At 47.2% G+C, this 15,746-nt stretch carries 14 protein-coding genes and 1 pseudogene; 7 read left to right on the forward strand and 8 right to left on the reverse strand.

What is annotated here, in order from left to right; translation table 11 throughout:
• The 3 genes and pseudogenes from DXA20_RS14165 to DXA20_RS14175 form a co-directional block, all read right to left on the reverse strand.
• Positions 1 to 206 (reverse strand): hypothetical protein (locus DXA20_RS14165; RefSeq protein WP_147403760.1); only part of this gene is annotated, 206 nt, incomplete at its 3' end.
• 166 nt (positions 207 to 372) lie between these two features.
• A pseudogene (gene ileS / locus DXA20_RS18510) lies at positions 373 to 3,532 on the reverse strand (isoleucine--tRNA ligase).
• A 407-nt stretch (positions 3,533 to 3,939) separates the two neighbouring features.
• Complete coding sequence (locus DXA20_RS14175) at positions 3,940 to 4,284, reverse strand: helix-turn-helix domain-containing protein (protein WP_022305316.1); 345 nt, start codon at positions 4,282 to 4,284, stop codon at positions 3,940 to 3,942.
• A gap of 391 nt (positions 4,285 to 4,675) precedes the next feature.
• Here DXA20_RS14175 and DXA20_RS14180 point away from each other — a divergent pair, with 391 nt between their 5' ends.
• The 4 genes from DXA20_RS14180 (at position 4,676) to DXA20_RS14195 (ending at position 6,419) form a co-directional block, all read left to right on the forward strand.
• Positions 4,676 to 5,092, forward strand: a complete 417-nt coding sequence (locus DXA20_RS14180) for a hypothetical protein (RefSeq protein ID WP_118561656.1) — start codon at positions 4,676 to 4,678, stop codon at positions 5,090 to 5,092.
• Between the two features lie 12 nt (positions 5,093 to 5,104).
• Complete coding sequence (locus DXA20_RS14185; RefSeq protein WP_118561658.1) at positions 5,105 to 5,590, forward strand: hypothetical protein; 486 nt, start codon at positions 5,105 to 5,107, stop codon at positions 5,588 to 5,590.
• A gap of 14 nt (positions 5,591 to 5,604) precedes the next feature.
• Positions 5,605 to 5,949 (forward strand): hypothetical protein, encoded by a 345-nt coding sequence (locus DXA20_RS14190; RefSeq protein ID WP_022305313.1) that lies wholly within the window; start codon positions 5,605 to 5,607, stop codon positions 5,947 to 5,949.
• 104 nt (positions 5,950 to 6,053) lie between these two features.
• Positions 6,054 to 6,419, forward strand: a complete 366-nt coding sequence (locus tag DXA20_RS14195; RefSeq protein ID WP_118561660.1) for a PadR family transcriptional regulator — start codon at positions 6,054 to 6,056, stop codon at positions 6,417 to 6,419.
• A gap of 160 nt (positions 6,420 to 6,579) precedes the next feature.
• Here the strand turns inward: DXA20_RS14195 and DXA20_RS14200 are convergent, their stop codons facing one another.
• The 3 genes from DXA20_RS14200 to DXA20_RS14210 form a co-directional block, all read right to left on the reverse strand.
• Positions 6,580 to 7,860: an ABC transporter permease gene (locus tag DXA20_RS14200; RefSeq protein ID WP_442969695.1), complete on the reverse strand. Its 1,281-nt coding sequence runs from the start codon at positions 7,858 to 7,860 to the stop codon at positions 6,580 to 6,582.
• Between the two features lie 89 nt (positions 7,861 to 7,949).
• On the reverse strand, positions 7,950 to 8,648 hold the full coding sequence (locus DXA20_RS14205) for an ABC transporter ATP-binding protein (RefSeq protein ID WP_118561664.1): 699 nt from the start codon (positions 8,646 to 8,648) through the stop codon (positions 7,950 to 7,952).
• Entirely contained in the window at positions 8,649 to 10,325 is a 1,677-nt protein-coding gene (locus tag DXA20_RS14210) for an efflux RND transporter periplasmic adaptor subunit (protein ID WP_118561666.1), read from the reverse strand.
• Positions 10,326 to 10,523: 198 nt separating this feature from the next.
• On the opposite strand from DXA20_RS14210, the gene DXA20_RS14215 reads away from it, so the two are divergent.
• Both DXA20_RS14215 and DXA20_RS14220 read left to right on the forward strand, forming a co-directional pair.
• Positions 10,524 to 11,600 (forward strand): undecaprenyldiphospho-muramoylpentapeptide beta-N-acetylglucosaminyltransferase, encoded by a 1,077-nt coding sequence (locus tag DXA20_RS14215; RefSeq protein ID WP_118561668.1) that lies wholly within the window; start codon positions 10,524 to 10,526, stop codon positions 11,598 to 11,600.
• Positions 11,600 to 11,776, forward strand: coding sequence for a DUF4250 domain-containing protein (locus DXA20_RS14220; protein ID WP_022305307.1), 177 nt, complete (start codon positions 11,600 to 11,602; stop codon positions 11,774 to 11,776). The genes DXA20_RS14215 and DXA20_RS14220 overlap by 1 nt, the downstream gene beginning before the upstream one ends.
• A gap of 135 nt (positions 11,777 to 11,911) precedes the next feature.
• On the opposite strand, the gene DXA20_RS14225 is transcribed toward DXA20_RS14220, so the two are convergent.
• Together DXA20_RS14225 and DXA20_RS14230 are read right to left on the reverse strand one after the other, a co-directional pair.
• Positions 11,912 to 12,355: a GNAT family N-acetyltransferase gene (locus tag DXA20_RS14225; RefSeq protein WP_118561670.1), complete on the reverse strand. Its 444-nt coding sequence runs from the start codon at positions 12,353 to 12,355 to the stop codon at positions 11,912 to 11,914.
• Between the two features lie 102 nt (positions 12,356 to 12,457).
• Positions 12,458 to 14,230: a methyl-accepting chemotaxis protein gene (locus DXA20_RS14230; protein WP_118561672.1), complete on the reverse strand. Its 1,773-nt coding sequence runs from the start codon at positions 14,228 to 14,230 to the stop codon at positions 12,458 to 12,460.
• A 168-nt stretch (positions 14,231 to 14,398) separates the two neighbouring features.
• On the opposite strand from DXA20_RS14230, the gene DXA20_RS14235 reads away from it, so the two are divergent.
• Positions 14,399 to 15,742, forward strand: coding sequence for a DUF3794 domain-containing protein (locus tag DXA20_RS14235; RefSeq protein ID WP_118561674.1), 1,344 nt, complete (start codon positions 14,399 to 14,401; stop codon positions 15,740 to 15,742).
• Positions 15,743 to 15,746 lie beyond the last annotated feature (4 nt).

Raw genomic sequence — 15,746 nt, forward strand, 5'->3', positions numbered from 1 at the left:
TCCGGAACCTGAAACAGGATATCCGCAATGTAATCATCGCCCCACTGATTCTTTGCAAGCGTAAGCGGGCTTGCCCCCTCTGATACGCTCAGGTCATACGACGTACCCGCCGCCTTCACCTGCTGCCCCTGTGGCAGAGCCACACCGGACAGTATCATGGCAAGCACAAGAATCCATGATAATATCGTTCTCTTCATTTTTTTCATATTAATCTCCATTCCGCAGACGCTTGTCGTCGAAGGAATCGCGATTCAAATATCAAATTTGAATCTGCAATCAGGGCTACTTTGTGACGCCTGCGGCACAAATAGCCGTGTGAAAAATAATGCATCGGCAGTATTTTTCACACTATCTCCATTCCTTTTGATCTTTCTAGGAAAGTTTCTCGACACCAAGCGTTACTTTCTCACCGTTGATGCTCCACTCCTTTGTAAAGCCCTTCGCACCGTTATAAGCAACCTCGTCAGCCAGAACCTCAGACTTAATCTGAGCTTCATTGCTGCTGATCACCTGCTGAACCTTGTCATTATCCTGCATGCTGACTCTGATGTGATCCATCACCTCAAAGCCTGCATCCTTACGCATAGTCTGAACCTTACTGATGATCTCACGTACAAAGCCTTCCTCCAGAAGCTCCGGTGTCAGGTTGGTGTCAAGAACAACCGTGATTCCGCGGTCTGTGTCAGATACATAACCCTCCATCTGAGCAGCCTCGATCAGAAGGTCATCCTTCTCAAGTGCCTCATCCTGACCGTCTACCTGAATCGTTAATGTCCCCTTCTCATTCAGCTCTGCCATTGCAGCCTGTCCGTCCAGCTCTGCAAGGATCTGTCTACATCATTGATCTTCTTGCCAAAACGGCGTCCCAGTGTCTTAAGCTGCGGCTTAAAGCTGTAGGTGGTAAGCTTGCTGACATCATCAGTAAGCTCAGCCTCCTTAACATTCAGCTCGTCACGGATGATATTTACATAAAAATCACTCAGTTCCTTACCTGCCTTGATATACATCTTGCCGATTGGCTGTCTGTTCTTGATATTTGCGGTGTTTCTGCAGGCACGACCGATCACAACAGCCTCAAGCACAACCTCCATATCAGCCTCAAGCTGCTTGTCGATATGAGCCTCATCCACCTCAGGGAAATCACAAAGATGTACACTCTCCGGCGCGCTTGGATCAATAGAGCATACCAGATTGCGGTAAATGTCCTCTGTCATAAATGGGATCATCGGAGCGGCAGCCTTGGAGATCGTTACCAGGGCAGTATAAAGTGTCATATATGCATTGATCTTATCCTGCTCCATGCCCTTTGCCCAGAAACGCTCACGGCAGCGGCGAACATACCAGTTACTCATCTCATCGACAAACTCCTGCAATGCTCTTGCTGTCTCCGGAATACGATATGCCGCCAGATTCTCGTCCACTGCCTTTACCGTACTGTTCAGACGGGACAGAAGCCACTTATCCATAACAGAAAGCTTATCGTAAGCTAATGTATATTTTGTTGCATCAAACTCATCAATGTTCGCATACAGAACGAAGAATGCATAGGTATTCCACAGAGTACCCATGAACTTACGCTGTCCTTCCTGCACTGCCTTGCCATGGAAACGATTTGGCAGCCATGGCGCACTGTTGATATAGAAATACCAGCGGATCGCATCTGCACCGTACTTGTCCAGTGCATCAAACGGATCAACCGCATTCCCCTTTGACTTACTCATCTTCTGACCGTTCTCATCCTGAACATGACCCAGAACGATAACATTTTCATATGGAGCCTTGTTAAACAGGAGTGTTGACTCAGCCATCAGCGAATAGAACCAGCCTCTTGTCTGATCCACAGCCTCAGAGATGAACTGTGCCGGGAACTGCTGCTCGAACAGATCCTTGTTCTCAAATGGATAATGATGCTGTGCAAACGGCATTGCTCCGGAATCGAACCAGCAGTCGATAACCTCCGGTACACGGTGCATCGTCTTGCCACAATCCGGACAGGTAAATGTCACGGCATCAATATAAGGACGATGAAGCTCAACCTTTGCATCCTCCGGATTACCGCTTCTCTCTGCCAGCTCAGCACGGCTTCCGATGGATTCCTGTCTGCCACAACCCTCGCACTCCCAGATATTTAATGGTGTACCCCAGTAACGGTTTCTGGAAATACCCCAATCCTGAATATTCTCAAGCCAGTTACCGAAACGACCGGTACCGATGGACTCAGGAATCCAGTTTACGGTATTGTTATTGCGGACAAGATCATCGCGAACCTCTGTCATCTTAATGAACCATGACTCACGTGCATAATAGATCAGCGGAGTATCGCAACGCCAGCAGTGAGGATAATCATGCTCAAACTTCGGTGCAGCAAACAGCTTGCCGGATGCATCGAGATCTTTTAACACCTCCGGATCTGCTTTCTTTACGAAAAGACCTGCAAACGGAGTCTCCTCGCTCATCTCACCCTTGCCGGTTACAAACTGTACAAACGGCAGGTCGTACTTACGTCCAACATTCGCATCGTCCTCACCAAATGCAGGAGCAATATGAACGATACCGGTACCATCTGACATCGTAACATAGGAATCGCAGGTTACGAAAAAGCCCTTCTTGTGCTGCTTGTCTGCACATTCCTTTGCGCACTCATAAAGAGGCTCATACTCTTTATTCTCAAGATCAATTCCCTTATAAGTCTCAAGCACCTCGTAAGCCTTAGCACCTTCCTCCTGTGCCAGTCCGCCGAGGACATTATCGGCAAGTGCCTCTGCCAGATAGTAGGTATATCCGTCTGCAGCCTTTACCTTAATATAAGTATCATCCGGGTTCACACAGAGAGCCACGTTAGACGGCAGTGTCCATGGAGTCGTGGTCCATGCCAGGAAATAAGCATCCTCTCCAACAACCTAAAACGAACGATCGCAGAACGCTCCTTGACGAGCTTATAGCCCTGGGCAACCTCCTGTGAGGAAAGTGGTGTACCACATCTTGGACAATAAGGCACGATCTTAAAGCCCTTATAAAGAAGCTTCTTATTCCAGATCTCCTTCAGTGCCCACCACTCAGACTCGATAAAATTATCATCATAGGTAACATATGGATTCTCCATATCAGCCCAGAAACCAACCGTGCCAGAGAAATCCTCCCACATACCCTTGTATTTCCATACAGATTCCTTACATTTCTTAATGAAAGGCTCCATACCGTACTCTTCGATCTGCTCCTTACCATCAAGACCGAGCATCTTCTCAACCTCTAACTCAACAGGGAGTCCGTGCGTGTCCCATCCAGCCTTACGAGGAACCATATATCCCTTCATCGTCTTGTAACGTGGAATCATATCCTTGATAACACGGGTCAGCACATGACCGATATGCGGCTTTCCGTTTGCGGTTGGCGGTCCATCATAAAATGTGTAGACAGGCTTGCCCTCTCTTGCTTTCATGGACTTTTCAAAGATCTGCTGATTACGCCAGAACTTTCCGACGTTCTTTTCCCGGTCGACAAAATTCATATCCGGTGAAACTTTCTGATACATATGTTTTCCTCCTTAAATCTTGTTTACTTATAAGAAATAACGCCTGAAACGAGGTTTCTTATAAATAAAAAAAGCATCCACCCTAAACAGGATGAACACCTTGCCATTCATAACCACCTATTTATCTGTACGGAATCTCAAACGACTCGATACATCCCCCTATAACGGCGGGATCCGTCAGACTGTACTGATAAAACAATGTTCCAGTCTGCAACTCGGGAGTGATCTTCCCTCATCTATCTAAGAGCAAGCTCTATGCATCCGGTTCGCACTATCCCGGACTCACTGAAGCGTTTCCAAATAAGGTACTGTCTCCGTCACAGTTTTTCACTACGACTTTATATTAGTATCCTTTTGGTCGCTTGTCAACCGTCAATCCACAATTTTTAACTCAAAAATCCACTTTCCTATGATTCTGATTCCTTCCCGGAAATATCGGATGTCATGATCCTCACAACCTCCAGAATCTTTCTGCGGAGTCTGTCATCGGACCTGCGGTAAAACTCCACAAGCAACAGCTCATCATCGCTAAAATCTACAGAATCCACACCAAGAAAATATCCCACGGAAATACCTGTTTCTTTGGCAATATCCTCGAGTGTATCATTGGGAACGGCAATCTTTCCGCTCTCGTAACGGCTCAGAGTCTGCTGGGTAACATGAAACTTCTCCGCAAAACGATCCTGCGTCAGCCCGCATTCCCGACGGACATTCCGTATCCTCGCCCCAATCTCTTTATTACTCAAAGCCATACAAACACCTTCTATACTATATAATACCGAATTCAAAAATCTGTCCCGGCAAATGTCAGCGATTGCTCCATTACATTATGCAATCATTATTTCAACTATCTTTTAAATTATACTTGTGTTATGCTTTCATTTACATTCCGCTCAGGCGTGTATGCACTCCGATTAGGAATACTGCCGTGTTATTATCTCAAAAGTGCTCTTGCACGAAAATTATTTATTTGATAAAATCAAGCATAGTTTATAATATTTTAATAAAATAAACTAAAATTTTTGTGAATACTTTATATATTTAGAAAATTATTATAATTAATGGTTTTGTTGCTAATGCATTTGCAAAATAAAATTATTTTGGTTATGATAATTTTGTAACGAATGAGGAGGAGGTATTTTGATGGACTCTTTTGATCGGGAACAATATCTACAGCAATTGCGGGAGTATTACTCCGGAGACCGCGATCGCATTGACCAGTTTCTCGAAGACATGAGTGATTCTTTGGACTGTTATCTGAAAGAGCACCCGGCTGCGGATGCGCCAGAGATCTATGCACGTTTCGGAGATCCAGAGGAGCTTAAGAAGCAACAGGAGCTGGTGCGCAGCGAAAGTCACGCCCAACGGAAAAGAAATGTAATACGAATAGCGGTAGCTGCCATTTGTGCAGTGAGTATTCTGGCACTTGGAATCTTTGTCCGTCTGGGATTGCGCCAACTTTCCGATACCAAAGGTCATGCCGAAATTGAACTTCAGGACAATTCTGATTCAACCATTGAAACTCCTTCCTCGACACCAGTTTTCTATCTGAACGAATAGGAGGTTCACATTATGAAAAAATTTTTTAAAGCACTTTCCGCACTAACAATGGCACTTTGTTTAACAGCAACAGCTCTGATTCCGACAGGGACTGCATCCGCCCGGACAAACGTTATCGCACAGGAGACGATCGCTCTGGACGATGGCGGCTACTGCGTGGTCACGACATCGGAGACGATATCTGATATCGCAACCATTGCCAAAACACATACAAAGTCCGGACAGAAGAAATACAGCTACTACAATGCAAACGATGTTCTTTGCTGGACCTACACGCTTCACGGCACCTTTAAGTACGATGGAACCACATTGGTTTCCTGCACGGATTCTTCTCATGAGATTGCCATCTACAAAAACTCATGGTCCTATAGCGGAGGTTCCCACTGGGAAAGCGGCAACACCGCATATGGTAAGGCTACATATCATTTAAAACTGTCTACCGCATCCAAAACAGTTAATTTGCAGCTCTCCTGCAGCAAGACAGGAGTATTGAGCTAGGAGAGGAGTAACTTATGCGTTCATTTCTATTATCCTATCGACTGAAACAGCTCAGCCGTGACATTACAAAACAGACATTTTCCGACACCACGGAACGTGTTGACGCAGAAGCTCTGAAACAGGCGCAGTTCATGCTCTACAGCGATATGCTTCAATATGCAGAGGATGAACCGGATGCAGATTATCGGGTGATCTATGAACATTTTGTCGATGAAACGCTGAAGCATCCTCTTTCCCAGCATCGCCAGAAGAGAATTTTGTGTGGCATAGCCGTTGCATGTGTGGTCACTTTACTTGTTGGATCCATGATTCTCCAGCCAATTTTGGCGGAAAATCTTAAAAATGTAAATATTTACTAAATTCTTTTACTGATATCCAGCATTTTTTTTAAATTTGTGTTATAATGTAAGTGATACCATGTGGGAGGATATCAAATATCAAAGATCGGTTGTGTAGAGTAGAGATGAGTATAAGAGATAACTTAAAGCGTGGAACAATTGAAATGATCCTTTTGCATTTGCTGGAAGAAGAAGACAAGTATGGCTACCAGCTTTCGCAGGATCTTGAGAAAGAGAGCGAGGGCGAGTATCAGCTGAATGAAGCAACGATGTACCCAACGCTCTACCGTTTGAAGAAGAACGGATTTCTGGAGGAACGTAAGGTTCAAGTAGTCGGAAAGCGTTTCCGTGTATACTACCACCTGACAGAGTCCGGAAAGCAGCATTTGGAGGAGACCAAGGCTCAGTATAAGCAGGTCTGTGCTTCCATCGAGAAAGTCATGTCATATCGTGACCGTGTCAAGGCTGCAGGCAAGAAAGCAAATAAGTAAATAGCGCTGTTCCGTTTTTCGTGCATTCGTGAAATGCGAGCGAGCCCCGCTGAACACTCTGGGGCTCGCTTTTGTTGTCTTTTTTAATATATGGACAAATCAACGTAGTGTTATAACAACGAGAATTGCGAAGCATTTCATTATGACAGAATAATTTCTCTTATTCATAGCGGAGTGCCTCGATCGGATCCATACGCGCCGCTTTATTTGCCGGATAATATCCAAAGAATACACCGACCACCATAGAAAACAGCACTGCAATGAAGATTGCCGCCACCGGTGCCGTTGCCGAATAACCAAGCACCGATGCTGCCACAGAACCAAGGATCAGTCCCAGCACAATGCCGAGGCATCCGCCCACCAGACACAATACCATGGATTCAATGATAAACTGCAACCGGATAGAGCCATTTGTCGCACCTAACGCCTTTCTTGTGCCAATCTCTCTGGTTCGTTCCGTGATCGACACAAGCATGATATTCATAACACCGATACCACCGACCAGAAGCGAGATTCCGGCGATCAGGGAGATTGCCAGCGATACGGTATGCACCATCTCGCTCATCGACTCCGTCATAGACTCCATCGTTGAGGTTGCGATCTCGTAATTATCATTACTTGCATAATATGGTGCAAAGAACGCCTCAACCTGATTCGCAAAGGCGGACACACTTGATACAGAGGTATCCGTCACGATCGTAAACTGCGTGTACCCATCATCCGAGCGCATAATTTCTTTCTCTGTTGCCAGCGGAATATATGCATTCGTTGTCACATCATCGCTGTCGCTGACTGTGCCCGCACTCTCATATTCATAAACACCGACAATATAAAAATCCTGATAATTTCCATTGATGTTCACGTTGATCTTCTGCCAGAGTGCCGCATCATTGTCCCCGTCAAACAAGCTTTGTACCAATTGATCCGACACCACGATGACATGCTTTTTCCCGGAAAGATCTGCTTTTTTGATCAGACGTCCTGCCAAAAGAGTCACCTGATCACTCTCAAAATAATCTTGATTGACACCGCTGACATTGATATTGACGGAGTCGCCATCCCCGGATACGGATGCCGTTCCGGCACTTTCACTGACAGCCACTGCCGCAATCTGGTTTTTGAAGGTTTTCTTCAGTTTACTGATCATCCGGTCAGTGATCCGGTCCTCCTCCGTCACAGAAACATTTCTGCCTGACGCACCAAACCGCATGCCGTCTGCACGAATCTCTTCCTCATCGCTTTTCGCCGACAAACCGACTGTGACATTGTTCGCTCCCATCTCCTGAAAACTCTCGGAGATCGAAGTTGTCAGCGACTCACTGACCGTCATGATCGCAATTACCGAGCCAATGCCGATGATAATTCCAAGCATCGTCAGCAACGCGCGAAGTTTATTGGAAAACAGCGCCTTGCAGGCTATTTTAATATTTTCCCAAATCAACAAATTCTTTCCTCCTTTCTTCGCTTCACCTTATTCCTGCAGCATACTTTTCTACTTCTGTCGTCCCATCCTTCTGTAAGGCTGTTTCCTTATTCTGCAAGAATCCTGCCATCTGAGATTTTGACCACGCGGTCCGTCTCCTGTGCAAGTTCTGTGGAGTGTGTGATCAGCACGATCGTTTTCCCCTGCTCCCGGTGAAGCCTATGAAAAATATCCATGATCCTGCGGCTCGTCTCCGAATCCAGAGCTCCGGTCGGCTCATCCGCCAAAATGATCGACGGATCATTTGCCATCGCACGTGCAATTGCCGTTCGCTGCTTCTGACCGCCGGACAGCTCCTCCGGCTTGTGAAGCATTCTCTCCTTCATGCCGACCAGCTCCAGAAGCTCTCTGGCGCGTTCTCTCCGCTCCGTTTTCTTCATTTTGCCGTAGAGCATTGGCAGTTCCACATTTTCCAGTGCCGTTGTCCGCGGGATCAGATTGTATGTCTGAAACACAAAGCCGATCTCCTGATTACGGATTGAGGAAAGCTCTCTGTCCTTTGCCTCCCCAATGTTCTTTCCCTGCAACCGGTATTCCCCCTCGGTCGGACGGTCCAGTGCTCCGATAATGTTCATCAATGTCGACTTACCGGAACCGGATTCTCCGACAATTGAGACAAACTCCCCGCGCTCGACCTCAAGATTGATTCCATGCAGGATTTCCAGTTCATTGGGCTTACCAATATAAAACCGTTTCACAATGCCATTTAAGGAAATGACATGCTCTTGTACCTGTTCCTGTGCCAATTATTTTCCACCTCCCGGTCCGCCGCCGAAGCCGCCTTTGTTTCCACTGCCACCCATTCCGCCGCTGTCCGGCATACCGCCGCCCATGCCGTTCATACTTCCAAAACCGCTCTGGCTGTCGCTTGATGAGCTTTTGTCGGAAACCTTATCGGTAGGCATCACAACCTCCAGACCTTCCTCGAGATCATCCCCGGAAATTTCCACATAATAATCCGTTTCCATCCCCTTGGTCACCGCGATCTGACGGGTCTTGGCCGTTCCCTTTGTACTGTCATCCGATGCATTTGTTTCATCCTGTCCCGGAGGATTTCCCATTTTGCCATGTTGGCCGGAATCACCACTTTGTCCGGAATTATCGGAGCTATCCTGGCTGTTATCACCACTTTGCGTTGTATATCCTGTACTGCTTCCGCTGCCGTCTACCACTGTGATATAGTATGTACCGTCTGCATTTTCGGAAACGGCATCATACGGCACGGCAAAAACGTCCTTTGCCTCATCCCGCACGATACTGCATTTGGCTGTCATCCCCATCTTGATCCGGCTGTCGGTTGTCTTTATGCGGATCCGTACCTCATATCCATCGCTCGATGAGTTTCCGGCATCTGCACCATTGCCACTGCTCGCAGAGGTTGTTGTGGATGTGCTTCCTGTCGACGGTGCCACGAAGGTCACTACTCCCTCCAGTTCATCCTCATCGGTTGCCTCTGTCAGGATCACCACACGCTGTCCCTTCTTGACATTGCTGATATCATATTCATCCACACTTGTTGTGATCGTGTAACCGCTCGTATCGTCAAGCTGCACGATCGTGCCGCCGGTGTACGTATCTCCCGCAGACACGTTCAGGCTTGTCACAACACCATCCATCGGTGCAGTTACCGCACATTTCGCAACCGCCTCCTGCGCAGATGTCACCTGCTTCTGCGCTTCCTTCACGTTCTTCTTCCGGTTTGTCTGTGCATTTTTCAAGGCGGTCTGTGCCTGCGTTACAGAGGATTTATTCTGACGTGCGGTGTCATTTTTATTATCTCTCGCTGTCTCAACCGCTGTCTTTGCCTGCTCGTACACTTCCTGTGCCTTCGTCAGAGCCTCCTGCGCCTTCGTCACATCCTGGCTGTTCTTCGCCCCGGCTTTCTTTTTGACCTGCTTCAGTTTTGTTTTCGCAGTTTCAACCGCTTTCTTTGCCGTATCCCGCGCCTTCACTGCCTTCTGCAGATTCTTTGCCGCCTTTGCGTTATTATAGTTCCGGTCACTGACCGCCGTATCGTACTGCTCCTGTGCGGATTCCACCTCAGAAGCTGCACTTGACTGCACATCCTGCAGGGAATCCTGTGCCTCGGAAAGGCTTTCACTCAGGCTGTCCGAATCGAAGGAAACAAGCTTATCACCCTTTTTAACCTCGTCACCGACCTTCACATATATCTTCTGTACTGTGACGTCATTCACCTGCGCCGTAACGGAGCGCGTCTTTTTACTCTCGATGGTTCCGGAAGCACTGATCGAATCCGTCAGATCCATTTTCGTCAAAGTTGTTGTGCTTTGTTTCACGGCTCCTGCGGGCGAAGCTTTTTTTGCGCGAATCATCCGGACGCCGATCACCACTCCCACAACAACGACTGCTGCCGCCACGCCGCCAACAATACGCTTAAACTTTTTTCCTCGTTTCTTTTTCATAAATACTCACCATGCCTTTCTGTGCAGATCCTAAAACATGTTACCAGCATACAGAAACTTCATGTAGAAAACGTGTAAAAAGCGTGTTTTATGTGTGAACGAAGTTAGAGTTGATAAAATACAGGAATGCTAATATAATGATAGAAGGTTTATTATGTCTAATTTTCATATTCTTTAGAAGAAAGGATTGGTTATAAAATGAAGAAAATAGTTCTCACCGGCGGAGGCACTGCCGGTCATGTCACACCGAATATTGCTTTGATCCCGGAGCTTAAGAAACAGGGCTACGAGGTTCATTATATCGGTTCCTATGAAGGCATTGAAAGCCGTCTGATCCCGGAGCTTGGCATTCCTTACTACGGCATTTCCAGTGGTAAGCTGCGCCGTTATATCGATCCTAAGAATTTAAGTGATCCATTTAAGGTGATCCGCGGTTACGGTCAGGCGCGCCATCTGTTAAAGGTGATCCGTCCGGATGTCGTATTTTCCAAAGGTGGTTTTGTTTCCGTTCCGGTTGTTGTCGCTGCGAAGACGCGCCACATTCCATGCGTGATCCATGAGTCTGACATGACACCGGGTCTTGCCAATAAGATCTGTATTCCATGTGCGGACAGAGTCTGCACCAACTTTCCGGAGACATTAAAGCATCTTCCGGAGCACAAGGGCGTTCTCACCGGCTCACCGATCCGTCAGGAGCTGTTCCGGGGCAGCCGCGAGAAGGGACTTAGCTTCTGCGGCTTTACCGATGACAAGCCTGTTATTCTGATCATTGGCGGAAGTCTCGGTGCTGTCCGCGTCAACGAGGCAGTCCGTGCAATCCTCCCACAGCTTCTGGAACGTTTCCAGATCATTCATCTGTGCGGCAAGGGCAAGATGGACGAATCCTTAAACGGAACTAAGGGCTATGTACAGTTTGAGTACATAAAGGAGGAGCTTCGTGACCTGATGGCTGCTGCCGATATTATGATCTCCCGCGCCGGTGCCAATGCAATCTGCGAGATTCTTGCCCTGCGCAAGCCAAATATCCTGATCCCATTATCCGCTCAGGCAAGCCGCGGTGACCAGATCTTAAATGCTGCCTCCTTTGAGAAGCAGGGCTACAGCATTGTCATTCAGGAGGAAGAGCTGACGAACGAAAAGCTTCTTAATGCAGTCAATACAGCATTTGATGAGAAGGAGCGTTTCATCAAGGCAATGCAGCGCAGCCAGCTCAACAATTCCATCGAAAAGATTGTTGAATTAATCAATGTATCTGCGGGAAAGGGTAAGAAATAATGAATATTCCAAATGATCCAATCATGTTAGTGAGTTATCTGAACACACAGCTTCGCGACTTCTATCCGAATCTGGAGGATTTATGCAAGTCTCTGGATCTGGATCAGGAAGCGATCTGTGCAAAATTAAAGGCGATAGATTACAGCTATGATGCCGCCGCGAATAAATTTGTGTAATTATCTGTATCCCATTTTTCGTACAGATATTTTCATGAAATATTTTAATATGTAATTGCAATAAAAACGGAAGTATCGAACCGGCTAACCGGCTGATACTTCGTTTTATGATCTCATAAATTCGCAGGTGTCATCTTATGACGTGATGATGCTTCCGTCTGCGATTCTGGACACCCACATGGACATTCCCGGACCATGATTGCCAAACGGGCGTGTGTGGAATCCAAAGCGCTCATAAAAGCTTTCCCTCTCGTATGCCGCCATCAGGCTGACCATAACCGTCTCATCATCCATAACATCCCTCTTGATGTACTCCAGAAGCTTATCAATAAGCTGCGTGCCGATATGCTCTCCCTGGCACTCCGGGCGGACGATCACATCGGTAATGAAATAGGTGTAGCCTCCGTCACTGACGATTCTCGCCATGCCAACCGGCTTCCCGTCCTTTCTTGCAATCAGTTTATAGAAAGAATTGGTCAATGCCTTCTGTGCTCTCTTGTCTTTTACGGTGATCCAATTGACGGAGCGTCGAAGATCATTGTACTCCTCCACCGTAATCTCATCTGAATATGTAAGCATTTCTCGTCCCTTTCTTTCCTGTTATCGTTTATGACCGGCACACGGATCTGTGCCTCTGAATTCTACCTCTTTGTTCACCTCGCACATGCGTCCGTTGAAGAATTACGCCTCGATCGCCTCATGAATGCTGTCTTTGATACGATCCCTCTCCATATGGAAGAAGGAAATATTCTCTTCCAGAGACTTCGCCATATCCTGCAGCTGCTGTGCAGACTCTGCCAGAATATTGATCGTTGCATTCATCTCCTGCATAGAAGCTGTGGTCTCCTCTGTGGATGCTGCATTCTCTTCAGAGATTGCAGACAGATTGGAGATCACGTCTGCCACGTTTGCACGGGCGGTATTGCAGTGTTCTGTCTGCTGACGGATCATACCTGCTGCCTGAGCGGCACCTCCGATACCATCGCCAACCTCCATAAACTGGCGTCTTGTTGCCTGCAGCTTCTCCTGCTGCTCGTTCATAATCTCCTGAACCTCTTCCATGATATGGACAGAATTCTCTGAATCCTTCAAAAGCTCTCCGATAATATCCGCAATGCTTCCGGCAGATTCGTTACTCTGCTCAGCAAGCTTCTGAATCTGTCCGGCTACTACCGCAAATCCACGTCCCTGCTCACCGGCACGCGCTGCCTCGATCGATGCGTTGAGGGAAAGAAGGTTTGTCTCCTCCGCAATCGAGGTGATCAGATCAACTGCCGCACGGATCTTCATGGCAGATTCATTGGTTGCATTGACCTGACGGGCAATATGCTTAACAGCTTCCATGCTCTTATCGTTGGATGCCGTCAGATCCTCAATAATATCAATCGAACGGTCACTGGAGTTCTTGATCTCCTGTGTTCCCTTATCTAACTCTGCAACATTATCTACAATGTGGCTGATCAGCTGTCCCATCGTCTCAACCTCACTGGATGCACGCTCAATCTCGTCCGCCTGAGAAACAGCTCCCTGTGAAATATCCTCGATGGCTTTGCTGATATCCTCAGCGGTAGAGTTTGTCTGCGATGCCATGTTACTCAGATCCGTTCCCGACTTAAGAAGCATCTCTGAAGAAGTCCGGATATGATTGACAACCTCAAGAAGCTGGTTCAGCAAAACTGCAACTCCCTTTGCCATATCACCAAGCTCGTCGTTTCTGCGCATCGCCTTTGACTCAATTGCCACGGTCAGATCTCCGTTAGACAATCCCTCAACAGCCTTTTCTGCTGCCTGTAAGCCTATCTTGATCCCCCTTGTCAAGAAGAAAATAATGACCATGGCGATCAGTATCAAGACAACTTCAACAACCACAATCGCCGTAGTACGCTTTGTGATCAGAGCCTGTACAGCGGCTACCGGCTTTCCGGCAAACACCATACCAACGATCTTGTCGGAAGATTCCCTGAGCGGTGAATAGCATACACAATATTTCTTCCCGTCAATCGTGATATTTTCCTTCTCAACCGTCTCACCTGCAAGCACCGCCTTGGCAATATCCGCATCCGCCTGTGTTCCCACGATACGTTTGCCGGAATCATCCTTCAGTGTGGTCGCCATACGGGTGTCCCCATAAAATACAGTCACATCCATACCGCTTCCCTCTACAAAGGAATCAATAAAGTCCGTCTCATCCGTAATGTTAAAGCTTCCCTTCATCAGCTTGTTGCCGCTGACGGAATATGTATCGCTGTTGACAGCATTATACACCTGCTCCAGCGAATGCGCCTCTGCCTTCAGGGCATACAACATTTCCTGACGCATTCCCTCTGACATATTTCTTGTTGCCACAACTCCTACGATAACTGCCATCAATATCATAGGAAGCAGAGCTACCAGCATGATCTTCAAACGAAGTCTGCTGCTGCTTTTCCTGCTTTTTCCTTTCTTTCCAGCCATAATAAACCTCCTTGTTTCCTTAAAAATTTCGTACAAAAATATACTTTAATTATAAAGCAGATAGCTATATCTGTCCAATCTTTTTACCGATTTTTTTGAATATCCTGAAGTTTTCTTTCATATATTGAATCATACGGGACAACAAATCAGATATATGGAGGAATTCCCATGAAACTTTCATCAGAAACAATGATCACCAATCAAATCAAATGTCATGGAAGTATCCAGACCACACTGGAGGATGACGTCAACGTACCCGACACCAAGCCGGACATTGATCTTATCATAAAACAGAACGGTTGTCTGGATCTCACAGAAATAAAATGCGAACAAAACAAATGTGTTCTAAGGGGCAGTCTGCAATTTGAGCTGCTTTATGCCAGCCGCGATGACATCCGCCCGGTACATAATATGAAAGGACAGATTCCCTTCGAGGAAACCGTCAATCTCGATGGTCTTACGGAAACAGACGATGTATTTTGCAGCTATGATCTCGAGGATTGCCAGATCCAGCTGATCCATTCCCGCAAGATCAGCGTCCGCGCAATTGCCGGTTTCCACTGCCGGTGTGAGGAGGAAGCAAGCGATCCTGCAGGCATCGATATCCTTTCCGACGAGGCAGTCCGGACCGGCATGGAGTCGCTTTCCCCAGACGGTCTGCACAAGCAGTTCGATACGATCGTCTACACAAGATCGACACCGCGCACACGCGATGTATTCCGGATCAAGGATGAGATTAACCTCCCAAAGGGAAAGCCAAATATTGATACCATTCTGTACTATGAAATGACGCCTCAAAATCTACAGACGAGACTTCTCGAGGACAGCGTGCGCATCACCGGCGATCTGCATGTTTTCGTTCTTTATGTGCCGGTCGATGAAGAGCGCCGCATGGAATATCTGGAAACAGAATGCTCCATCGACAGCTTGGTTTCCTGCTCCGGCTGCAATGAGCAGATGATCCCGGACATCAGCTTCCAGCCGCAGTGCGGCACAATGGAGGCAAAACCGGATGAGGACGGAGAACAGCGTATTCTGGAGCTGGAGCTGCCCGTTAATATTACCATGAAATTCTATGAAGATGTCGAGCTTTCCATTTTGTCCGATGCCTACTCCACCGCCTGCGAGCTGACACTTTCGCGTCAGCCGGTCCACTTTGAACGGCTGCTTCTAAAAACCCAGAATGTGATCCGGGTTTCCGAACAGATCAAGGCAGATGAAAATCAGGATAAGATCCTGCAGATCTGTACTGCTTCAGGCAGAGTTCAGATCGATGAACAGGAAATCCAGGAGAACGGCATTGCTCTGGAGGGCGTTGTCGAGCTGGATATTCTTTATGTCACCGAAAACGATGACCGTCCTCTCGGCAGTCTCCGCGCCGCCATTCCATTCCAGCATTTTATGGAGATCAAGGGAATATCCCCGAAGGATCACTATCTGCTCCAGACCGATATCAACCAGATCAGTGTGATCATGCTGGATGCTGCGGAAATTGAGCAAAAGCTGTTTTAAGTAT

The sequence above is a fragment of the Roseburia sp. AM59-24XD genome, assembly GCF_003478445.1.
Classification (GTDB): Bacteria; Bacillota; Clostridia; order Lachnospirales; family Lachnospiraceae; genus Jutongia.